Annotated in this window: 21 protein-coding genes, 1 tRNA gene and 1 pseudogene; 7 read left to right on the top strand and 16 right to left on the bottom strand. The window is 72.3% G+C overall.

Features of this window, described 5'->3' with window-relative positions; all coding sequences use genetic code 11:
* Positions 1 to 124: 124 nt before the first annotated feature.
* Positions 125 to 198 (bottom strand) — tRNA-Met (locus tag ACIQ87_RS39140).
* Positions 199 to 985: 787 nt separating this feature from the next.
* On the opposite strand from ACIQ87_RS39140, the gene ACIQ87_RS39135 reads away from it, so the two are divergent.
* From ACIQ87_RS39135 to ACIQ87_RS39125, 3 genes are all read left to right on the top strand, one after another.
* Positions 986 to 1,168 carry a hypothetical protein gene (locus ACIQ87_RS39135; protein WP_402416889.1) on the top strand — a complete coding sequence of 61 codons (183 nt, stop codon included), beginning with the start codon at positions 986 to 988 and terminating at the stop codon, positions 1,166 to 1,168.
* Complete coding sequence (locus ACIQ87_RS39130) at positions 1,165 to 1,425, top strand: hypothetical protein (protein WP_402416887.1); 261 nt, start codon at positions 1,165 to 1,167, stop codon at positions 1,423 to 1,425. The genes ACIQ87_RS39135 and ACIQ87_RS39130 overlap by 4 nt, the downstream gene beginning before the upstream one ends.
* Before the next feature lie 275 nt (positions 1,426 to 1,700).
* Positions 1,701 to 2,303 carry a hypothetical protein gene (locus ACIQ87_RS39125; protein WP_402416885.1) on the top strand — a complete coding sequence of 201 codons (603 nt, stop codon included), beginning with the start codon at positions 1,701 to 1,703 and terminating at the stop codon, positions 2,301 to 2,303.
* 405 nt (positions 2,304 to 2,708) lie between these two features.
* On the opposite strand, the gene ACIQ87_RS39120 is transcribed toward ACIQ87_RS39125, so the two are convergent.
* Together ACIQ87_RS39120 and ACIQ87_RS39115 are read right to left on the bottom strand one after the other, a co-directional pair.
* Positions 2,709 to 3,515, bottom strand: a complete 807-nt coding sequence (locus ACIQ87_RS39120) for an SRPBCC family protein (RefSeq protein WP_402416908.1) — start codon at positions 3,513 to 3,515, stop codon at positions 2,709 to 2,711.
* Positions 3,510 to 3,659: pseudogene (locus ACIQ87_RS39115) on the bottom strand (Rieske 2Fe-2S domain-containing protein); the annotation flags it as partial. The gene ACIQ87_RS39120 and the pseudogene ACIQ87_RS39115, both read right to left, overlap by 6 nt.
* A gap of 32 nt (positions 3,660 to 3,691) precedes the next feature.
* Between ACIQ87_RS39115 and ACIQ87_RS39110 the strand changes: the two are divergent.
* Positions 3,692 to 3,991 (top strand): sugar nucleotide-binding protein, encoded by a 300-nt coding sequence (locus ACIQ87_RS39110; RefSeq protein ID WP_402416906.1) that lies wholly within the window; start codon positions 3,692 to 3,694, stop codon positions 3,989 to 3,991.
* A gap of 29 nt (positions 3,992 to 4,020) precedes the next feature.
* Here ACIQ87_RS39110 and ACIQ87_RS39105 read toward each other — a convergent pair whose 3' ends face one another.
* The 7 genes from ACIQ87_RS39105 to ACIQ87_RS39075 all read right to left on the bottom strand — a co-directional run bounded on the left by ACIQ87_RS39105 (position 4,021) and on the right by ACIQ87_RS39075 (position 11,546).
* Entirely contained in the window at positions 4,021 to 5,331 is a 1,311-nt protein-coding gene (locus tag ACIQ87_RS39105) for an activator-dependent family glycosyltransferase (protein ID WP_402416884.1), read from the bottom strand.
* 83 nt (positions 5,332 to 5,414) lie between these two features.
* Positions 5,415 to 5,852, bottom strand: a complete 438-nt coding sequence (locus ACIQ87_RS39100; RefSeq protein ID WP_402416882.1) for a MarR family winged helix-turn-helix transcriptional regulator — start codon at positions 5,850 to 5,852, stop codon at positions 5,415 to 5,417.
* A 53-nt stretch (positions 5,853 to 5,905) separates the two neighbouring features.
* Complete coding sequence (locus ACIQ87_RS39095; RefSeq protein WP_402416880.1) at positions 5,906 to 7,222, bottom strand: activator-dependent family glycosyltransferase; 1,317 nt, start codon at positions 7,220 to 7,222, stop codon at positions 5,906 to 5,908.
* A gap of 65 nt (positions 7,223 to 7,287) precedes the next feature.
* On the bottom strand, positions 7,288 to 8,088 hold the full coding sequence (locus tag ACIQ87_RS39090; protein WP_402416878.1) for an SDR family NAD(P)-dependent oxidoreductase: 801 nt from the start codon (positions 8,086 to 8,088) through the stop codon (positions 7,288 to 7,290).
* 117 nt (positions 8,089 to 8,205) lie between these two features.
* The gene (locus ACIQ87_RS39085) at positions 8,206 to 9,429 is read right to left on the bottom strand and encodes a nucleotide disphospho-sugar-binding domain-containing protein (RefSeq protein ID WP_402416876.1); all 1,224 of its coding nucleotides are present in this window, start codon (positions 9,427 to 9,429) and stop codon (positions 8,206 to 8,208) included.
* Between the two features lie 16 nt (positions 9,430 to 9,445).
* Complete coding sequence (locus tag ACIQ87_RS39080) at positions 9,446 to 10,630, bottom strand: hypothetical protein (RefSeq protein ID WP_402416875.1); 1,185 nt, start codon at positions 10,628 to 10,630, stop codon at positions 9,446 to 9,448.
* Between the two features lie 97 nt (positions 10,631 to 10,727).
* Positions 10,728 to 11,546, bottom strand: a complete 819-nt coding sequence (locus tag ACIQ87_RS39075; RefSeq protein ID WP_402416873.1) for an NAD(P)H-binding protein — start codon at positions 11,544 to 11,546, stop codon at positions 10,728 to 10,730.
* Between the two features lie 151 nt (positions 11,547 to 11,697).
* On the opposite strand from ACIQ87_RS39075, the gene ACIQ87_RS39070 reads away from it, so the two are divergent.
* The gene (locus ACIQ87_RS39070; RefSeq protein ID WP_402416871.1) at positions 11,698 to 12,483 is read left to right on the top strand and encodes an SDR family NAD(P)-dependent oxidoreductase; all 786 of its coding nucleotides are present in this window, start codon (positions 11,698 to 11,700) and stop codon (positions 12,481 to 12,483) included.
* Positions 12,484 to 12,494: 11 nt separating this feature from the next.
* Here the strand turns inward: ACIQ87_RS39070 and ACIQ87_RS39065 are convergent, their stop codons facing one another.
* From ACIQ87_RS39065 to ACIQ87_RS39055, 3 genes are read right to left on the bottom strand one after another with little or no spacing between them, the layout of a single operon-like run.
* Positions 12,495 to 13,178, bottom strand: coding sequence for a DsbA family protein (locus ACIQ87_RS39065; RefSeq protein WP_402416869.1), 684 nt, complete (start codon positions 13,176 to 13,178; stop codon positions 12,495 to 12,497).
* Between the two features lie 42 nt (positions 13,179 to 13,220).
* The gene (locus tag ACIQ87_RS39060) at positions 13,221 to 13,994 is read right to left on the bottom strand and encodes an ABC transporter permease (protein WP_402416867.1); all 774 of its coding nucleotides are present in this window, start codon (positions 13,992 to 13,994) and stop codon (positions 13,221 to 13,223) included.
* A gap of 2 nt (positions 13,995 to 13,996) precedes the next feature.
* The gene (locus tag ACIQ87_RS39055; RefSeq protein WP_402416866.1) at positions 13,997 to 14,986 is read right to left on the bottom strand and encodes an ATP-binding cassette domain-containing protein; all 990 of its coding nucleotides are present in this window, start codon (positions 14,984 to 14,986) and stop codon (positions 13,997 to 13,999) included.
* Positions 14,987 to 15,297: 311 nt separating this feature from the next.
* On the opposite strand from ACIQ87_RS39055, the gene ACIQ87_RS39050 reads away from it, so the two are divergent.
* Positions 15,298 to 16,896, top strand: coding sequence for an FAD-binding oxidoreductase (locus ACIQ87_RS39050; protein ID WP_402416865.1), 1,599 nt, complete (start codon positions 15,298 to 15,300; stop codon positions 16,894 to 16,896).
* A 172-nt stretch (positions 16,897 to 17,068) separates the two neighbouring features.
* Here the strand turns inward: ACIQ87_RS39050 and ACIQ87_RS39045 are convergent, their stop codons facing one another.
* The 3 genes from ACIQ87_RS39045 to istA are packed head-to-tail and all read right to left on the bottom strand — an operon-like array spanning position 17,069 to position 19,983.
* A complete protein-coding gene (locus tag ACIQ87_RS39045; RefSeq protein ID WP_402416863.1) occupies positions 17,069 to 17,581 on the bottom strand; it encodes a DUF1877 domain-containing protein in 513 nt (170 codons plus the stop codon).
* Between the two features lie 42 nt (positions 17,582 to 17,623).
* A complete protein-coding gene (gene istB, locus ACIQ87_RS39040; RefSeq protein ID WP_402416861.1) occupies positions 17,624 to 18,391 on the bottom strand; it encodes an IS21-like element helper ATPase IstB in 768 nt (255 codons plus the stop codon).
* The gene (gene istA, locus ACIQ87_RS39035) at positions 18,388 to 19,983 is read right to left on the bottom strand and encodes an IS21 family transposase (RefSeq protein ID WP_402416859.1); all 1,596 of its coding nucleotides are present in this window, start codon (positions 19,981 to 19,983) and stop codon (positions 18,388 to 18,390) included. Before istA ends, istB begins: the two co-directional genes overlap by 4 nt.
* A gap of 48 nt (positions 19,984 to 20,031) precedes the next feature.
* Here istA and ACIQ87_RS39030 point away from each other — a divergent pair.
* Positions 20,032 to 20,921 (top strand): IS5 family transposase gene (locus ACIQ87_RS39030; RefSeq protein WP_402416857.1). Its coding sequence is split into 2 segments (ribosomal slippage): positions 20,032 to 20,383 and positions 20,383 to 20,921, totalling 891 coding nucleotides; the frame shifts between segments, so codons are not numbered across the junction.
* Positions 20,922 to 21,046 lie beyond the last annotated feature (125 nt).

The following is a 21,046-nucleotide window of genomic DNA, read 5'->3' as shown; positions in this document are numbered from 1 at the left end:
AGGATGATCACGACCCGCTCACCGCTGACGAATTGAGGTCGACACCGCCATCGACTGCTGACCAAACCAACACGAAGGCCGGGCCCGACGCACACAGTGCGTCGGGCCCGGCCTTGTTGCGTAGTAGCGGGGACAGGATTTGAACCTGCGACCTCTGGGTTATGAGCCCAGCGAGCTACCGAGCTGCTCCACCCCGCGTCGGTGACACCGACTCTACGGCACAGCCCGCACAGAACGAAATCTCATTTCCGCCGCCGTCGAGAAAATGCCTGCGGCAGGTGGCTGGGGCGGCCCAGGAATCCATCATGAGCATCACCTGCCGGATGGCTGGTCACCGGCGGACAGCCCGTTCGCAATCGCAGCCTCGGAGACGAATTGGCTCCGGGCGACCGTCGCCCTGACCGTCCACCGCATGCACGGCGACCGACGCTCAGGTCGGGCGGTTCAGCTCCCGAAACGGGCTGCACGCTGCCATCGCGTCCCACATTCCGCGCATCCGGATTCGCTCCAGGCCCGGCCGGTACTGTCAGGGCGGCCCGGTGCATTGCATTCCCATGATGCTGCTGCCCGTTCGACCTATCGCCACGACCAAGCCGTTGACGCCGGAAACGGCATCGTCGCCAGCCGTTGCCTCGGCGGTTCCGGCCGGGCGCGGCCCAGTGTCGTGGGTGCAAGCTGGGACGTTGCTCGCTGTGGACTTCTCGGCCGCCGACAACGAGCCCGTAGTTCCGACTGGACGATCGCCCGCGTGACGCGTGGGGCGCCGCCTTCGCGCCCGACGCCGGCTACGTCCTTGCCGCCACCCAGCACGAGGCCCTACGCCTGGATGCCGACGGCGCGGTGCACGGCGGATCCCCTTCACAGCCCCGGCGCACTCCTCGATCGGGCTCGCCAACTGCGCCTTTGCGCGAAGACAGCCGGCAAACCCGCCTGCAAGGGCCCGTCCATCAAGGGCGAGCGCGTCACCGCCGCGATCATCGCCCTGGTGGAACGCCTGGCCGACCTGGCGATGACGGGTGCCGGTGCTGGACGAGGAGCATGTGTGGGACCGCATGCGATCAACGATCGCTTCCTGCTGGTGGGAGACAGCGCGCGCAGCGGCGGTCTGTCGAAGGTGCGCAAGGCCGTCGACACGGCAATAGCGACAGTGACAGGCAGTTCGCGGTGATCAAGTTACTCAAGCGGCGCGACGACGAAATCATCAAGGTCTTCCTGGAACCGGAGACCGCCGCACTCAAAGCTGTCGAGCGCCCTCATATCGTGCGGATGCTGGAGTCGGGCTGGGACCCGGTTCTGGAGCGGTACTCCATCGCCCTGGAGTGGGTGGAACGCAGTCTGAAGGACGATCTGCAGGCTCGTCGGCCCGTCGGCTGGGACGCCTACTTCGAGAAGATCGTGTCGCCACCTTGTAACAGTCAGCGATGATCAAGGAGCGGCACAGGATCGGGCCCACCGGCCGGGACCGCGCGGCGAAGCCCCGGACGGGCATCGCTCCGGGTGAGAGGTTCGCCTGTTCGGATCAGCGAGGATGACGGCGAGGAGACGGCGCCCGGAGACCTTCCTACCGTTGGACCCCGGGAGGCTGCATCCCCGCGGAGCCCGGCCGAGGACCTCTCGCCCGTCGGCCACCGCTCACGCCGAACCCGGCAGTCGACTTCCACCGTGACCACGCAGGGTCCGGGTCGAAGGAGATGAAGGACATGAACACCATGCGCACCGCCCGCACGCCCGCGACACCCGCACTGAACGGGTGCCGGACATCACGCCGCCGCCTTCGGGCACGGATCGGGCTCGCCGCGACCGCCACGGCCCTGTCGTTGCTGCCAATCGCCCCGTCCACCGCCAGCGCGGCACCCCACCTCCCGCTCACACAGATCGTGCGGGAGGCCAAGGTGAAGGCGCAGCAGGAGCACCCCGGCTCGCAGTTCTACGACGCGGACGCCGTCCTGCTGACACCCACGACCAACCCCAATGACGTCCAGGCCTGGTGGATCCGCTTCCGGGCCAAGGACTCGGAGCCGTCCTTCGAGTACAAGTACTCGACCACCGGTCAGTACCAGAGCACGCAGCCGTGGAGCGTCCCGATCGGGATCCAGGCCATCTCCGCGTTCACCATGACGGAGGTCCAGGCCCACGATCTGGCCGTCAAGGCCGGGCACACCGGCGCGTTCAAGCCCCTGTACCTCAATGAGCCCGTCGTGCAGAACCCGCATCCCACCTACTACTTCTGCATTCCCAGCGAGGGCAGGACGGTGGCGGTGGACACCGTGACGGGCCACGTCACCACGCCGTGGTCGTGCTAGTGACCACGGTGTGAGCCCTGTTCGGTGGCCGTCACCCAGTGGGGGTGACGGCCACCGGCGGCTGGCGACCCGGTCGCCGCGGATCCGCGCCGGCCGTTGCGGCCAGCATGCTCTGTGCCGCCGGCATCGCCCCGGTGGCGCTGTCCGGGACCTCCCACGCGCAGGGCACCTGCACGGTCTCGGGCCCCACCACCACCTGTACGTTCGCCTTCACGGGCGCCGAGCATTCCGGCCGGCCCCACCGCGCCGGCGGGGTTCTCAGGGGGTTACCGTCACCGTCATCACAAAGGTGCCCTTCTCATGGCCCATCAGGCCATATCCGGCAACCTTCCGCACCTCGGGGGAACCTCAGAGGGTGCCTGCCGGCCTGGGCGGTAGGGCCGCAGGGCGTCGGCCTTCCTGCCTTCAGGGACGGGTCGGGAGAGACGGGGCCACGCTCTCCGGGGGCGGGCAGAGTTCACCGGGCCAGTCGGAGTCGTCGCGCAGCAGGGCGCGGGCCAGGCTGCGGTAGAAGAGCAGGACACCGGGCTCCTTGGGGGAGAGGTGGCCGCGCTCGGCGAAGCGCGAGGCGGCGCCTCGTTGGACTGCCTCCAGGCCGTGTCGGTCCTCGCCGTTGATCCGGGCGGCGTACGCCTCCGCTTCCTTCCGCACGGCCTCGCGGTCCTGGCCGTCGAGCAGGGCGGAGGGCATCAGCACCCCGCCCCGTACCAGGGTGCGGTCGATGGAAGTCGGAAGGAGGCTGAGCCAGATCACCATGTCACCGGAGGCGGCCAGGCTGCCCGACGGGAAGACGAAGAAGCCGTACAGGTGCGCGCGTTCCTCCTCGGTGAGGTCGAGGACCACCGGCTCCAGCGGCTCCGCGTAGCGCACCCGCATGCTGTCGGCCCACGGCGAGTCCGCGCGGACCGTCGTCCGCGCGCCCCCGGGCGTGGTCGGTTGCAGGGTCTCCGGGTGGAAGCCCATGACGTGGTAGTTCTCATGCGCGTTCTCGACGGCGATCTTCCAGTTGCAGTGCCATTCCTCGGTCCAGCCGGCCACCTGGGTCAGCTCCGGCAGCCGGTAGTTGACCAGGTCCTCGCCGATTCGCCGCAGATGGGGCTCCAGCGGCTCGGCCGAGGCGTCCAGGTTGACGAAGACGAACCCCTGCCATTCCTCCACCGCGAAGGCGGGCAGCCGGCACGTGGACGGGTCGAAGGCCGGATTGCGCTTCATGTGGGTGGCACCGACCAGACGGCCGTCCAGAGCGTAGCGCCACAGGTGATAGGGGCACGTGAAGACGTCGGTCCGCCCCGCGCCCTCCTCCACCACCGGCATCAGCCGGTGCCGGCACGCCGGCGAGAGCCCGTACAGCGAGCCGTCCTCGCCACGCCCCGGCGGACGTCGCGCGGCTGCTGCTCGCGCTCGGCCGGACCCCGGGCGCGCGGGGCGTCTTCCACGCCACCAACGCCGGCCGGGCCAGCTGGTACGAGCTGGCCCGCGAGGTGTTCCGGCTGGTCGGTGCCGATCCCGGCCTGGTGCGGCCGGTGCCCGCGGCGGCCGTCGCCGGCCCCGCCCCCCGGCCGCGGTACACCGTCCTCGGCCACGACCGCTGGCACGAGGTGGGCATCCCGGCCCCCCGGCCCTGGCGGGAGGCGCTGGCCGAGGCGCTGTCGGCGGCACCCCGGGAGGAACCGGACCGGCCCCGCTGACGGCGGGGCCGGGTGCCGATCCGGCCGGCTCAGCCGGTCCAGGCGGCCCGCCGGTGCCGGTGGGTCAGCCCTTCGAGGACCGGGACCAGATCGGCGGGCGAGGGCATGGCCCCGATCTCGTCCCGGAGCCGCACCGCCCCGCGCGCGAACGACGGGTCGTCGAGCACCCGGGTCACCAGCCCGTGCAGCTCCGCCGGGGTCAGCGGGCCGGTGCCGGACCAGCGCACTCCCGCCCCCGACCACTCGATCAACTCCGCCCGGGGGCGCAGGTCCCACAGGTCGTTCGGGACGACGACCTGCGGGACGCCGTGCACCAGCGCGTTCTGCGCGGTGCCGAAGCCGCCCTGGTGCACGATCGCGGAGCAGGACGGCAGCAGCGCGTCCAGTGGGACGAAGTCCACCGCCCGCACGTTGTCCGGCAACGGGCCGGCCTCGGCCAGCTGCGCCGTGTCCAGGGTCGCCACCACCTCCGCGTCCAGCTCGGCCAGTGCCTCCAGCAGCACCGGCACGGAGGTCCGTTCGCCGCCCATCACCTCGCGGAAGGAGATCCCGAGGGTCAGGCAGACCCGGGGCCGGCGCGGTGGTTCGAGCAGCCACGGCGGCAGCACCGCCCGCCCGTTGTACGGGATGTGCCGCACCGGTACCCAGGGCAGGTCGGTGGGCGTGCGCAGCGCGGCCGGCGCGGGGTCGAGGGTCCACTGGCCGGTCACCAGGTCCTCGCTGAACCCGCCGCCGTACCGGGCCGCCGTCCAGTCCAGCCACTCGGCGAGCGGGTCCTCGCGCAGCTCCCCGGGCCGGGCGGTCAGCGACTCCCGGTGCCGTTGCCGCATCGTGCCCACCAGGTCCAGGCCGTAGAGCAGGCGCGCGTGCGCGGCGCCGGCGGCCCGGGCGGCGACGGCCCCGCCCATCAGCAGGGTGTCCCAGACGACGAGGTCGGGGCGCCAGCGCCGGGCCAGCGTGACCAGGTCGTCGACGGTCTCCTCGGCCGAGAAGTTCTGGAAGATGGCGGAGGTCATCACGGTGAACAGGCCGTCGAGGAAGTCGGGCGTCAGGTGTTCGGGCCGGTCCTCCGTCATCCGCATGAGCTCCTGGGCGTCGGGCGGGTCCGTCAGGCGCTCGGCCGCCCGCTCCTGCCGGCGCCGCAGCTCCGCCACGGACTCCTCCTGGGCGAGCGGCGGTCCCACCGCGGTCGCGGGCAGGCCGGCCGCGACGATGGTGTCCAGCAGGTCGGGCTGGCTGGCCACGCGCACCTCGTGGCCGGCGGCGCGCAGCGCCCACGCCAAGGGCACCTGGACGTGGAAGTGGGCCTTGGCGGCCACGGTCACAAATAGCACTCGCATGGGGGCGAGCGTAGGAAGGCGGCCTCGACCCCTCCTCGACGCGTTCTCGACCCCCGTTCCCGGCCCCCGTCCGTCGCGGGACGTCACCGGGCGGGCAGCCACGCCTCGTCGTCGGTGGCGTGCGCCAGCACCCGCTGGAGGAGCTCGCGTAGGGTCTCGACCTCGTCCGGGTCGAGGTCGCCGAGCAGGTCCGCCTCCACCCGGGCGAGCGGGCCGTCGATCCGGGTCAGCATGTAGCGGGCCGTGTCGGTGAGTTCCAGCCGGCGCGAGCGGTCGTCGGTGCCGGGCCGGCGGCGCACGTGGTCGGCCTCGACCAGTTCGTCGACGAGCCGGTGCACCGACTGCCGGGCGATGCCGAGCTGACGGGCCAGGTCAGCCATGGTCAGCCCGGGCTCGTGGGACAGCTGGGTGAGCAGGCCGTACTGGCGGACCGTCAGATCGTAGTGGTGCAGGCGCTCGTCCACCCGGCGCGTCGCCACCGTGCTGGCCACGGCCAGGAGATAGGGGATATGGGTCCTCAAGGGCGGTTCACCTCAACCGGGGGAGCCGTGATCGTTTCCCCTCCGACGGTACGTCATGTCCCGCTGCGGTGAAGACCGGGGCGGTGCTCGGCGACCAGGCGCTCCAGGACCGGAACCAGCTCCCGGGGGGCCGGCGTGCCGAGCAGCTCGGCCCGCACCCGGGCCGCGGCGCGCGCGAACGAGGGGTCCTCAAGGACGCTGGTCACCATCGCGCGCAGCCGGCCGGGGGTCAGCTTCTCCGGCGGGCAGGTCAGGGCCAGGCCGGCGGCCCGGGCCCGCTCCGCCCGCGGGGTGTTGCACCACATCCGGGCCGGCACCACGACCTGCGGCACCCCGTGGGCCAGCGCGGTGAGGAAGGTGCCGGCGCCCCCGTGGTGGATGACCGCGGAGCAGCTCGGCAGCAGCTCGTTCAGCGGGACGAAGTCCACCGCGCGCACGTTCGGCGGCAGCGGCCCGATCGAGGCCAGCTGTTCGGAGTCGAGCGTGGCCACCACCTCCACGTCCAGGTCGGCGACGGCCGCGAGGAGGTCGCCGACCGACGCCTGGTCCCCGCCGACCACCTCGCGGAACGAGACGCCCAGGGTGAGGCAGATCCGGCGCCGGCGGGGCGCCTCGTCCAGCCAACCGGGCACCGCCGCCGGGCCGTTGTACGGCACGTAGCGGACCGGGACGCGGGGCGTGCGGAGCGGCAGGGCCAGGGAGGTGGGCACCGGGTCGATCGTCCACTGCCCGACCACCAGTTCTTCGTCGAAGCCGCGGCCCGGACCGGTCATCCCGTACCGCTCCAGGACCTGCCCCAGCCACTCCTCCAGCGGATCGTCCCGCAGCTCGGCCGGCCGCCGGCCGAGCACGGCCAGATAGCGCTCGCGGAGCAGGCCGACCAGGTCGAGGCCGAACATCAGCCGGGCGTGGGCGGCGCCGCAGACCCGGGCGGCGACCGGTCCCGCGAAGGTCATGGTGTCCCAGACCACCAGGTCCGGCCGCCAGTCCCGGGCGAACGCGACCAGGTCGTCGATCATCCGGTCCGGCACCGTGTTGCGGTGCACCAGCGGCGTCCAGGTGGCGAAGACACCGTGCAGGTGGTCGGCGGACAGCCGGGCCGGGCGGATCTCGCCCGGATCGAGGACCCGCAGCCAGGCGTCGTCGCGCAGTTCCGCCGGCAGTCCCGTCTCGTCGGGGTTCATCTTGGCCGCGACGTGCAGCGGTTCGCCGACCGGCACCGCGGTGAGGCCGGCCCGCGCGATGGACTCCGCCGCGTCGGGCTGGGTGGCGACGCGCACCTCGTGCCCGGCGGCGCGCAGCGCCCACGCGAGCGGCACCTGGGCGGCCACGTGGGTGGCGGCGGCGAACGGCTGGAACAGGACCCGCATCTGGGCGTTCCCCTCTCGGACGGGCCGGCGCGGTGGTCGGCGGTTCGGCGGTGGTCGGCCCGGGTCTAGGTGAGCGAGAGGCCGCCGTCCACCGGCAGCACCAGGCCGTTGGTGTACCCGGCCTCGGGCCGGGTGAGCTGGACGATCCACCAGGCGATCTCCTCGGGGCGGGCGACCCGGCCGCTCGGTGTCCGGGCGGCGGTCCGCTCCAGGAAGGCCGTGTACCGCGGATCGGCGCCCGGGCCGCCCGGCGCCGGCGCGGGGGCGGTGTCGGTCACCCCGGGCGCGAGGCCCACCACCCGGATGCCGTGCGGGGCCAGTTCGACGGCCCAGGACCGGGTCAGGAAGTCCAGGCCGGCCTTGGTGGCCCCGTACAGGCTGTTCTCCGGCCAGGAGCGCAGGCCGAGCGCGCCGGCTGAGCCGATGTTCACCACCGTGCCGGAGCGTGCGGCCAGCGGCGCGAGCGCGGCCCGGGTGAGCAGCACCGGCGCCAGCAGGTTGGTGTCGAGCTGGCGCCGCGCCTCGGCCCGGTCCAGGGCGTCGAGCGGGCGGTACCCCAGCGCGGCGGCGTTGTTGACGAGGACGTCGATGCCGCCGAGCTCGCGCACGGCGGCGTCGACGATCCGCTCCGGGGCGTCCGGGGCGGTGAGGTCGGCGACCAGGGTGTGGACGCCCGGGTGCCCGTCGGCGGCCTCGGCCAGGGTGGCTGCGGTGCGGCCGACGACGAGCACCCGGTCCCCGTGCGCGGTGAAGGCGCGGGCGGTGGCCCGGCCGATGCCGGTGCCGCCGCCGGTGACGACGATCCCGCGCGGGGCATCGGCACCGGACCGCCCCGGGTGGTCGGTGTTCTCGGTTCGTGTGGTCATGCCGGACAGGATCGGGAGCGGGCCTCGCATCCGCCTCGACCCTCGCGCAGCGGCGGGGCGTGTCCGACGATTCCAGTCGGACTCGCGAATCGTCGGACACGCCCCGGGACCCGGTGGTCAGCCGCCGGCCGCGAGCCCCGCCAGGTCGGCGGCGAGCTCGGCCGGCGTCGGGGCCGCCGCCACCTCCTCGCGCAGCCGCCCGGCCGCGGCCCGGTACGAGGGGGCGTCGAGCAGTCGCTCGATGCCCGACCTGATCGTCGCCTCGTCGGCGAGTTCCCCGGAGACGTGCAGCGCCGCCCCGGTGCCGGCCACCCGCTCGCCGGAGATCCGCTGCTCGGCGGCGAAGCTCGCGATGAACTGCGGCACTCCCGCCCACATGGCCGTCAGCGAGCTGCCGCCGCCCCCGTGGTGCACGACCGCCGAGGCGCCCGGCAGCAGGGTGGCCAGCGGTAGGCGCTCGGCCACCCGGACCGGGGGCGGCACCGGCCCGAGTTCGGCCAGGTCCCGGGCGGTGGCGGTGACCAACACCTCCGCGTCCAGGCCGTCGAGGGCGGCGACGATCCGGGGGAGCAGGCAGGAGTCCGGCCCCGAGACGGCGGACAGTGCGGTGGACCAGGTGACGACGACCCGGGGTCGCTCCGGGCGCCGCGCGGTCCACGTGGGCGCGGCCGCGGCGCCGTTGTACGGGACGAAGCGGACCGGCAGCCGTTCGGCCTCGACCGGCACCTTCAGCGATGCCGGGTTCGGGTCCACCACCCGCTCGATCATCGACACGTCGAACGCGCCCAGGCCGTACCGGGGGAACGAACCGCTGTGGTCGGTGGGGACGATCCGCATGTGGTCGGGGTCGTGCGGGCTCGCGGGCCCCCACAGGCACAGCGCCGACGGCACCCCGAGCAGCTTCGCCACCAGCAGCCCCTCCAGGCTCCCGGGGTCGTGCAGGACCAGCTGCGGCCGCCAGTCCCGGGCGTGGGCCACAGCCGCGTCGAAGCCGCGGGCGGCCTCGTCGGCGAGCCCCGGAGCGGTCCGGCTCTCGAAGTGCGCGAAGTCGAACGCGTCGAGCCGGTTCAGCCGGTCACCCGTCACCGGGTGCGGCGGAAGCCACGGGTACGGCCAGTTCCCGGCCACCGCCTCCGCGTGGTACTGCAGCCGCAGCCGCAACACCTCCGGCATCCCCGACAGGACCGGCACGGGCAGCAGCCCGCACCGGGCGACCGGATCGGTCTGGGACGGGTCGCACAGCACTCGCACCTCGTGGCCGGCCGCCTGGAACGCCCACCCGAGCGGCACCAGCGCCGCGTACTGGGTGGGCCAGGACGACACGGTGAACAGCACCCGCACGGTCGGTTCCCCCGTCTCACTTCGCGCCGAGCGCGGTCCACACGTCGGCGTCCATCCACCGGGGCAGGGTGTCCTCCCCGTTGGTGCCCTTCTCGACGAAGACCATGTTGTGGTACGCGTGCACCCCGACCACGCTGCTCTGGGTGGGGGTGGGGCGGGTGACGGTGGGGTCCCGGTGCTCACGGTGGTGCAGGTCGTCGATCAGTTCCTTGACCAGCCCGAGCGAGGTGTCCGGGCCGGCGACGCCGCCCGGGCTGCCGCCGAAGTCGGAGTAGTAGGCGGTCTGCAGGTCCTCGATGACGTACAGGCCGCCGGGCCGCACGTGCGGGAAGAGGGCCCGGAACGAGGTGCGCACGTGCTCGTTAAGGTGGCTGCCGTCGTCGATGACGATGTCGAACGGGCCGTGCTCCCGGGCGAGTCCGGTCAGGAAGTCGGGGTCGTTCTGGTCGCCGACCAGCGCCGTGAGCCGGGGCTCGGAGAGCGAGGTCTTGTCGTACAGGTCGAGCCCGAAGACGGTGCCGCGGGGGAAGTAGCGCTTCCACATCTTCAGCGAGCCGCCGCCGAGGTCGTCCTCGAACCCGCCGATCCCGATCTCCAGCACCCGTACGGGCCGGTCCCGGTAGCGGGCGAAGTGGTGCTCGTAGTGCGCGGTGTACCAGTGGAAGCTGGCCCACTTGTCGGAGCCGTACCGGATGGACAGCTCCCCGAGCTCCGGGGCGCGCCCGGTGCAGCCGGCCATCAGGGTGGCGGTGGCCTGGGCTGCCGCGCGCAGCACGATGTCCATCTCGCCGAGGAGTTCGCGCAGTTGACCGGGGTCCTCGGGGGTGGGCATGAAGGTGTTGTGGAAGTCCCCGGTGCGCGGGGAGTCCACCGGCCCGAAGAGCCGGCGGAGCAGCCCCGCGGCGGTGAAGGTGATCCGCGAGCGGACCTTGGCGGACTCCTCGGCGACCAGGCGGACCGGCTCGTCGCGCACCACGCGCAGCGCGGCCGAGTGCCGCTCCCCGCCGTGGGTGAGGTCGAGCGCCACGTCGACGGGGGCGATGTTGGCCGGCTCCGGGCAGCGGAACCGCACCTCGTCGACGAGCACCCGGGCCACCTCGGACAGGCCGACGTCCTTCAGCAGGGCGTCGATCTCGTCGTCGGAGCCGGCTCCGGCTCGGATCAGGCGTCGGATCAGGGCGTTCTCTGCGGCATCCACCATGGCGGCGTCCCATCGGTCCACGAAGCGGTCCCGACCACCGTCGAGGGAACGCCTGGAGAGTGGCTCGACCGCCGCTGAACGCCGCCGGGCCCCGGCCTCAGAAGTCCGCGCGGTGGTCGGCCACCCACTGCGCGAACGTGCGGGCGGGCCGACCGGTGACCCGCTCGCAGGTCGGCCCCACCGGGACGTCCACCGGGTCCTGGAGCAGCCAGTCCACGGCCTCGGCCGGCATGCCCTGGCCGAGCCACAGTGCACGGGCCGCGGGCACGGTCAGCTCCTCGAATCCGATGTGCCGGCCGAGGACCTCGCCGAGCACCCGCACCTGCTCGTGCTTGGACAGCGACTCCGGGCCCGCGAAGGCGTACGCCCGTCCGGCGTGCCCCTCCTCCAGCAGGGCGGCCAGCGCCACGTCGGCGATGTCGGCCTCGTGCACCGGGGCGCTGCGGGCCGCCCCGAACGGGGCGCGGACGGTGTTCTCGGCCCGGATGGTGGGGGCCCACCAGGACAGCAGGTTGGTCATGAACTCGCCTGGCCGGACGTGCGTCCACTCCAGTCCGGAGGCCTCCACGGCCCGCTCCACCACGCTGTGGTGGTCGCCGCTGTAGTCCCCGGCGGCGTACTCGGCCGCGATCGAGGAGAGCACGACGATCCGCCGCACGCCGGCCTTGGCGGCCCGGGCGGTGAACTCCTCTGCGGTACCGGGGAGCGGGAACAGGAAGGCCCGGTCGACCCCGGCGAGGGCCGCGTCCAGGCTCGACGGATCCGCGAGGTCGCCGCGGACCACCTCCACTCCCTCGGGCAGCGTGGCGCGCTCCGGCGTGCGGGTCATCGCGCGCACCGGCACGTCCGCCGCGAGCAGGCGCGCCACCACGTGCCGGCCCACGTTGCCGGTGGCTCCGGTCACCAGAACGGTCATGGTCTCGTCTCCTTCTGCTTCTGGGTACTGCGCTTCGTCGTGTTCAGGGGGCTTCGGGTGTGGCTTCCGCCGCGACTTGAGCGCCCGTCGAGCCGCCGTTGCCATCGTCGGGGCGCCTACGTACGTTCCACGTCACGATCCGGGAGGAACCATGAGCGGCACGGATGGACGGGTGGCCGTCGTCACCGGGGCGACCAGCGGGATCGGCCTCGCCGTGGCCCGAGCGCTGGGTGCCGGGGGGCTGCGGGTCTTCCTCTGCGCCCGGGACGGCGCGGCGGTCGCCGACACCGTGACACTCCTGCGGGAGGAAGGGGTCGACGCCGACGGGCGGAGCTGCGACGTGCGTTCCACCGAGGAGGTGGACGCCTTCGTGTGCGCCGCCGTCGACCGGTTCGGCCCGGTCGACGTCCTGGTCAACAACGCGGGCCGCAACGGCGGTGGGGCCACCGCCCAGTTGACGGACGAGCTGTGGCTGGACGTCGTCGACACCAACCTCACCAGTGTGTTCCGGGTGACGAGGGCCGCCCTGACCAGCGGCGGCATGCTGGACCGCGGCCGGGGCCGGATCGTCAACATCGCCTCCACCGGCGGCAAGCAGGGCGTGGTGCTGGGCGCGCCGTTCTCGGCCTCGAAGCACGCCGTGGTCGGTTTCACCAAGGCGCTGGGCCTGGAGCTGGCGAAGACCGGCATCACCGTCAACGCGGTCTGCCCCGGTTACGTGGAGACGCCGATGGCCGAGCGGGTCCGGGCGGGCTACGCCGAGGTGTGGGGCACCACGCCCGAGGCGGTGCTCGAACGGTTCGAGGCGAAGATCCCGCTGGGCCGGTACACCACGCCCGAGGAGGTCGCGGGGCTGGTCGGCTACCTGATCACGGACACGGCGGCGCCGATCACCGCCCAGGCCCTCAACGTGTGCGGCGGGCTCGGCAACTACTGAGCGTGGCCCGGTCACGGCAGCTCGTCCCCGTCCCCGTCCCCGTCCCCGTCCCCGGCGCCGACGTCCGGGTCCGGGGGCGCGGGCGTTCCCTTGAGCTCGTGGAAGCCGGGGGTGCCGGCCAGCAGCAGGGTGGCGTCCCACAGCCGGCCCGCCTCCTCTCCGCGGGGCACGCGGGAGAGGACCGGCCCGAAGAAGGCCACCGGAGGACGGCCGGGCCGTGCCGGGTCGGTGACGGCCACCACCGGGGTGCCGGTGCGCGGGCCCAGCACGCCGAGGGCTTCGGCGTGTGAGGCGCGCAGCGCCGCGTCGTGCGCGGTGGAGGTGCCGGCCGCCGCCAGGGCGGCCGGCAGACCGGCGGCGGCCAGCGCCGTGGCCGGGTCGGTGATCCAGCGCCGGCCGCTGCCGGCCCACAGGGCGCGGTGGAAGCGGACCAGGGCGTCCTGGCCGTGGGCCTGCCGGACGGCGGTGGCGATCCGCACCGGCACCAGGAGGTAGCGGTCGGGATCCCCTTCCGGGTCGTCGTCGCGGCCCTCGTTGAGGAGCGCCAGGCTCATCAGGTGCCAGCGCGGCACCAGCGGGCGGACCCGGGCCGCCTCCCGCAGCCAGCGGGAGGTCAGCCAGGTGTAGGGGCAGGCGGGGTCGAACCAGGCGTCCACGGTGCGGGCGCCGGGGCCCGGCGCGCTGCGGTCGGTCACGGTGATTCCTTCAGATGATCTGATGTCTCGTCAGAAGTGACACTATGCTGAGGCGTTGCGCATGCCGCGGATCCCGGCCACGACGCCCAGCATCGCGATGGCGCCGGCCGCGAGGAATCCGTACAACACCACCGATTCGGTCAACTGCCCGTCGAACAGGGCACGTTCGGCGTCGACCACGTGGGTCACCGGGTTGATCCGGCTCAGCACGTAGAGCCAGGTCGGCGCGGCCGCCTCGGTGATCGGCAGCAGCACCCCGGAGAGCAGCAGCAGCGGGAAGAAGACCACCTGCTGTACCCCGTAGAACAGGGTCTGCTGGCGGCGGGAGTGGAGCGCCAGGGTGAAGGACAGCGCGCCGATGCCGACGCCGAAGACGCTCAGCAGCACGAGCCCGGCCAGGGCGCCCGGCAGGTGAAGCCGGAAGTCGGTCGGCAGCAGCAGGAGGAGGATCAGCAGGGCCTGGGTGAGCAGGACCACGACCTCCTTCAGCGTCCGGCCGACCAACATGGCGGCCCGGTTGAGCGGGGTGACGAGCAGCCGCTCGAAGGCGCCCGAGGAGATCTCGCCCAGCAGCGAGGCGCCCGCCCCCGCGGTGGCGGACAGGCCGAGCAGGACGAGCATGCCGGGGACGAACCACTGCCAGGGCGAGCCCGCGCCGGCCGGCCCGCCGCCCGCGCCCGAGCTGGAGAGCAGCGGCGCGAAGAGGGCGAGCAGCAGGAACGGCAGCATCATCGTGAAGAGCAGGCCGACGGGCTGGCGCAGTTCGGGCTTGAGTTCGCGGGCGAACGCGGTGCGGGTGTCGGTGAGCACCTTCATGGTCAGGCTCCCTGGTGAGGGCTGGTCGGGATGCCGGCGTCGGCGCTCTCCCGGAGGGTGCGGCCGGTCAGGGTGAGGAAGACGTCGTCGAGGGTGGGGCGGGCCAGCCGGGTGCTGTGCACCCGGATCCCGGCCGCGTCGAGGTCGCGCAGAAGCTCCGGCAGCCGGACGTCGCCGTCGGAGGTCCGGACCCGCACCTCCCGGTCCTCGACGGTCACCTCCCGAACGGCCCGCAGAGTACGGGCCCGGGTGGCGGCCGTGCCGGTGTCGGCGGGGTCGGCGGTCGTGAAGGTGATGAGGTCACCGGCGAGTTCGGCCTTGAGGCGCTCCGGGGAGTCGTCGGCGATCACCCGACCGTGGTCGACGACCAGCACCCGCCCGGCCCACAGGTCGGCCTCCTCCAGGTAGTGGGTGGTGAAGACGATGGTGGTGCCGAGGTCCTTGTGCAGGCGCAGCACGTGCTCCCAGATGTTGGCGCGGCTGTGCGGGTCGAGCCCGGTGGAGGGCTCGTCGAGGAAGAGCAGGTCCGGTTCGTGGACCAGGGCCATGGCGATGTCGAGCCGGCGGCGCTGGCCCCCGGAGAGGGTGCCGACCGTCCGTCGGGCCAGTCCTTCCAGTTCGAGGGCGTCCAGCAGGCGTTCGGCCCGGGCGTGGGACTCGGCGCGGCTCAGGCCGTAGGCGCGGCCCTGGGTGACGAGTTCGTCCATCACCCGGAAGCCGGTGCCGGCGCTGTTGCCCTGGCCGAGGTAGCCGATCCGGCGGCGCACTCCGGCCGGGTCGGCCACCACGTCGTGCCCGGCGACGGTGGCGGTGCCCGCGGTCGGCGGGAGCAGGGTGGTCAGCATCCGCAGACTGGTGGTCTTCCCGGCGCCGTTCGGGCCGAGGAAGGCCACCACGGAGCCGGCCGCGATGTCGAGGTCGAGACCGCGGACGGCTTCGACGGTCTCTCCCTTGGCGCGGAAACTTCGGGTGAGTCCGCGGGTGTGGATCATGAGGTCTCCCGTACGGGGGGCGTGGAGGGCGGAGCGGAGAGTGGAGCGGAGGTCACGGCTGCCGGGGGCCGATCGGGGCGGCCCCGGCCAGGCGGAGGAGAGGCCGGCTGCTCCAGGCTCTTGACTTCTGAGAGCTTAGAAGCGTCAATAACGTCACTGTCAGGGCTGCTGACAGTCTTCTTCCCGCCCTCGGAACCCCGTTCGAGCGCGCCGCGTACCAGCGACCCTCCACCGGCCCGCCAGCGACGGACCCCAGGCTGATCGCCGACGGACGATCGGCCGCAGGCCGCACGGGAAGGTCGGTGAACCCCATGGCAGGACTCACGCGCAGACGGTTGATGGAGCTCTCGACGATGGCCGGGGGAGCCGCGCTGCTCGGTGCCCCGGCCGCCGCCGCCACTCCGGCGGCCGGAGCGCCTGCCCCCCTGGGGCCGGTGGTCCTCGCCCCGGACGACCCCCGCTACACCGAACTCACCACCCGCGGGCACAACGGCCGCTTCACCGGCTCCCCGGACGTGGTGCACCTGGTCGGCTCGCCCGGCCAGGTGGTCGCCGCGGTCGAGCAGGCCGCCCGGGACCGCAAGCGGACCGCGGTCCGCAGCGGCGGCCACTGCTTCGAGGGCTTCGTCGACGACCCCGCCGTCCGGGTCCTGATCGATGTCTCCGAGATGACGGACGTCTCCCACGACCCGGAGCGGCAGCTCTTCGCCGTCACGGCCGGCGCCACCCTCGGGCGGGTCTACCGCACGCTCTACCTGGGCTGGGGCGTGACCCTGCCGGGCGGCAGCTGCCCCGGCGTCGGGGTGGGCGGCCACGTCGCGGGCGGCGGCTACGGGGCACTGTCCCGCCGGTACGGGCTGGTCGTCGACCACCTGTACGGTGTCGAGGTCGTCGTCGCGGACCGGTCCGGCCGGGCCCGCCTGGTCACCGCCACCCGGGACTCCACCGGGCCCGAGCGCGAGCTGTGGTGGGCCCACACCGGCGGCGGAGGAGGCAACTTCGGGGTCGTCACCCGCTACCTGTTCCGGTCGCCGGGCGCCGCCGGCGCACCGGGCGACCTGCTGCCGAAGCCACCGACCGCCGTACGCTCGGTGTCCCTCGGCTGGCAGTGGCAGGACCTGAACCAGGAGGCGTTCGCCCGGCTGCTGCGCGCCCACGGGGACTGGCACCAACGGCACGCCGGTACGGACACGCCCTACGCCGACTTGTCGAGCGGCCTCACCCTCGGCCACCGCGCCGCCGGGCGGGTCTCGGTGGATGCCGCCCTCGACGCCTCCCGCCCCCGCGCCCGGGAACTCCTGGACGCCTTCGCCGCCGAACTGACCGCCGCGGCCGGCGTCCCGCACACGGCGACCACCGCCGAGACGCCGTGGCTGAAGTCGGTGCTGGGCGTGGTGCAGTGGCCGGGCGGCGCCCGGTTCAAGTCTAAGTCCACCCTGCTGCGCAAACCCTGGTCCGACCGGCAGATCGCGGTCCTGCACGACCACCTGAACCGGGGCGGCGAGGAGTTCGCCACCGCCGGCGTCTACCTCACCTTCCTCGGCGGACGGATCAACACCGTGCCCCAGGACGCCACCGCCCTGCCCCACCGGGACAGCCTGTTCAGCGTCGTCCACGAGACCCTGTGGGGTGAGCCGGAGCAGACCGAACGCCACCTGGCCTGGGTGCGCGGCCTCTACCGGGAGTTGCACGCCGACACCGGCGGCGTCCCGGTGCCGAACGAGGCCAACGGCGGCGCCTACGTCAACTACCCGGACACGGACCTCGCCGACCCCGGCTGGAACACCTCGGGCGTGCCGTGGAGCGCACTCTACTACCGGGACAACCACCGGCGGCTGCAACGGGTCAAGGAACGCTGGGACCCGCTGGACCTGTTCCACCACGACCTGGGCGTCCGGCCGGCCGGCTGACGGACGGCGGTGGGCCCAGCCCAGCGGTTCTCGAGTCACCGACCAGAGCCGGCCCCGACCCTGGCTCCGCTGACCGACAGCGGAGCCGGAGGAGGATCATGTCACGTCCCGGAACGGGCTTGAGCCGGCCACCCCGGTCCCTGCTGTCGGCTGATCGAGGAGGCCTACTGGGTCAGTCCCACCACAGGACGACGAGAAGGCCCCTCCGGGCCGCCTCCGCGTAGAACTCACGTAGCGCGCCGAAGTGGCCCAGCAGGTACTCCGTTGGATCGCCGATGAACCCGTAGCCGAGCTTGGATCCCGCGCCGCTGTCCAGGACCGACTGGAGGATCGCCTGCATGTCGATCTCTCCGAGCAGTGCCGACACTCGGGCAACTGCCTCTGGACAGAGGGCCGTCGGAGTGGAGTTGCTGAAGAAAGCGATCGCATGTGGGTTCGCGTTGAGGAAATCCAGATCGATGCCGTTGTCGCCATCGGTCGCGCGCTTGAGCGCCTCCAGGTGGACAGCGTCGAGTCGCATGAGTTCGCAGGCACGCTCCAGCATGGCCGGTGCCCAGTCCAGATCCAGACAGTCCGCGGACGGCGGATCCCAGCGGTGATCTCCGTCGGGTGATTCGTCGGCTGACTGACGGCAGGTGGCGAGGTACTCCGCCGAGACTCGGGCAAGTTGCTGGGTGACGGCCATGACGGCAGTATCGCGACGCTGTCCACCGGATTTACCGCTACTTCATCGGGGCCCATCGGTCCTGTCGGTCGGGTTCTTGGGTCGCTTGTTGGGCCGGTAGCTGGGTCCGTTCATGATGACCTGGTGGCTGGTGTTGATCACCCGGTCCAGGAGCGACTCGGCGACGACAGGGTTCGGGAACAGCGGATACCAGTCACTGGGCGCCCGGTTGCTGGTGATGATCAGGGACCGGCCCTGCCGCTCGCTGACCAGCTCGTAGAGGTCGTCGGCCTGGGCCGCGGTGAGCTGGCGCATTGCGAAGTCGTCGAGGATAAGGACGTCGGGGCGGACCAGCTCGCGCATCCGCTTGTCCCAGGTGCGGTCGGCGTGCCCGCCGGCCAGCTCGGCCAGGACACGGCTGGTCTTGGTGAAGCGCACGTTCGCGCCCTGGCGGATCGCGAGGTGGCCAAGGGCCTGGGCGACGTGTGTCTTTCCGACCCCGACCGGACCGAACAGAATTACGGACTCGCCGGCGTGGAGCCAGCGCAGGGCGGCCAGGTCGCGGATCTGGGCCGCGGGCAGCTTCGGGGAGGCGGCGAAGTCGAACTCCTCCAGGGTGACCTGCTGCTCGAACTTCGCTTTCTGAAGCCGCCGTTGGAAGGCGACGGTCTCGCGTCGGGTGATCTCGTCCTGGCAGAGGACCTGGAGGAAGTCCAGGTGTCCGAGTTCGCCGCCGTGGGCCTGGGCCAGGCGGGCGTCGAGGGTCTCCAGCATGCCGGAGAGGCGAAGCGCCTTGAGCGATTCGCGCAGGGCGGTGTCCATCACGCTCATCGCACGGTCTCCTCGGCGTCGTCGCGGCCCTGGTCGCGGTGGAGTTCGTCCGTGGTCTGCATGGGGATCGTGGCGGCGAACAGGCCCTGGGGCCCGTGCAGGAAGGCTGCCGCCCCGGCGTCGCCGGTCTCCGGCTCGGGGTCGGTCTCGGTGCCGGCGATCAGGATGCCCTTGATGGTGCGGTAGGACGGGTCGCCGACCGTGATCGCCTTGGTGCATGCGGCCTCCAGGCGCTGGTCGCCGTACTTCTTCCGCAGCCCGAGGACCCCCTGGGCGGCGCGGAGCCGGTAGAGAGCACTGACCTCCAGCAGCTGGTCGATCACCTCCCGGCAGGCGTCTCCGACCTCGGATGCCTGGGTGCGGCACCAGATCGGCGTCTTCATCTGGAAGGCGATCTTCTCCGGCGGGTAGTCGCCTCTGTCGGTGCGCTTGCCCTGTTCGAGGGCGGCGTGGGTCTTGACCAGATCGCCCTCGTGGAAGACCTGGACCATCGTGGCGGTGGAGCGGACGTCGACCTTGCGGCCGATGAGCTTCCAGGGGACCGAGTAGAGGGTGCGGCCGACCTTGATGTGGATGTCCGGTCCGACGGTGGCGGTGGACCAGCGGGCCAGCACGAACGCCTTGTCGGGCAGCGGCAGCAGGGCCTCGGCCTCCACGGCCTCGAACACCGCCACCGGTGCGGCTCCGTGCAGGGGCCGGCACTGCCGCCGCCCGGCGACGCTCCTCGTCCAGGTGAGGGCCTCGGCCTGCATGTGTTCGAGGGAGGTGAACTGGCGCCCGCTCCAGAACGAGTCCCGGACGTAGGGCATCGGCCGCTCGACCCGCGGCTTGTCCTTCGGATGCGACGCTCGGGCCGGATCCACCAACGTCCCGTAGTAGGTGGCGAGTTCGGCATACGACTTGTTGATCTTCGGGTCGTAGAGGTCCGGCCGGTCGACGCCCGTGCGCAGGTTGTCCGGCACCAGCCGGTGCGGGACGCCGCCGAAGAACCGGAACGCTTCCGCATGGGCCTCGGTCCAGGCGTTCTGGTCCATGTGGACCACCGGGCGGACGAACATGTGCCGCGAGCAGGGCAGCACCATCACGAACGCCCAGATCCGGTGCCGTTTGCCGGTGCCCGGGTTGATCCACTGACCCAGAAAGCCGTAGTCGATCTGGGCTTCCGAGCCCGGCTCGACGTCGTCTCGCAGCACGGTGACCTTCGACTTGGCCGTCATCTCCGGCAGGTTCTCGTGCACCCAGCGCCTGAACGACGACAGCGACGCCTTCAACTTGCCCTCGTCACGCAGCCGTTGGTGGATCGTGGTGACGGTCGTGGTCTCCAGCAGGCTCTTGACGTAGTCACGGTGCTGCTCGATCTCTCCCCAGGTGACCTGGTTGAGGCGGTGGCTGGCGAGTTCCGGGAACCAGCTCTTGACCAGCTTCGCCCAGTCCGCCTCGCTCATCGGCGGCCCGCCCGGGGTGATCCCGGGCGCCTCCGCCGGCCTCAGGTACTTCCTGACCGTCTTGCGGTCCACCCCGAGCGAGGCGGCGAGCTGCATCTTCGACCGGCCCGCGTACCAGTGGACGTAAATCTCGACGATGTCGACCACGGTGAAAGTTCTCCGTAAGTTGTTAGGCCGTGTCTCATAATTGATCTTGTGGCGGGTCGGGGAGAGATAACAGATGTTGCGTGGGCTCGGATCGAGCCGTTGCTGCCGCAGCGGGATGGTGCCGGGCGTCCTTGGCGGGATCACCGTCAGGTGGTGAACGGGGTGCTGTGGCGGCTGCGTACGGGTGCCCCGAGGCGTGATCTGCCCGAGCGCTATGGTCCGTGGCAGACCGTCTATCGGCGTTTCGCCCAGTGGGAGAAGGACGGAACCTGGGCCGCGCTACTGCGGGAGGTCCAGGTCCGCAACGACGCGGTGGGCACCGTGGAGTGGACGGTCTCGATCGACTCCACGGTCGCCCGGGCACACCAGCACGCGGCCGGTGCCCGCAAAAAGGGGGCCAGTCCGAGGACGAATCGGATGATCCGGCAGCGGTTGCGCGCCGCGAGGCGCTCGGCAGGTCCCGGGGCGGGCTGACCACCAAGATCCACCTGGCGGTCGACGGCCGGGGCCTGCCCCTGTCGATCGTGCTGAGCACGGGCAACACGGCCGACTGTACGATACTGCCCGCCGTCCTCGACGCCATCCGCGTCCCACGTGTCGGGGCCGGGCGAGCGCGGACCAGGCCCGACCGGGTCGTGGCCGACAAGGCCTACTCCTCCCGGAAGATCCGCAACCTCCTGCGGCGCCGACGGATCAAAGCGACCATCCCCGAACGCCGGGACCAGATCGCCAACCGCGCCCGCCGCGCAAGCCGCGGCGGACGACCGCCGGCCTTCGACAAGGCCGCCTACAAGGGGCGGAACGTCGTCGAACGCTGCTTCGCCAAGCTGAAGCAATTCCGGGCAGTGGCCACCAGATTCGACAAGCTGGCCAACCACTATCGGGCCGAAGTCGTCCTCGCCTCGCTGATCCTGTGGCTGCGAGCCGAGGAGCAATGACCCACCACAAGATCAATTGCGAAACACGGCCTAGTAGGGTCGGGGACTGGCGCGGTGGCTGATGCTCCGTTTCCAGTCCCCGCCGCTTCAAACCGTGCATGCAGTTCTCCCGCACACGGCTTTCC

Origin of the sequence: Kitasatospora sp. NPDC096204 (assembly GCF_044763205.1) — a bacterium.
Lineage (GTDB): Bacteria > Actinomycetota > Actinomycetes > Streptomycetales > Streptomycetaceae > Kitasatospora.
This window is presented reverse-complemented; position numbering and strand designations above follow the sequence as displayed.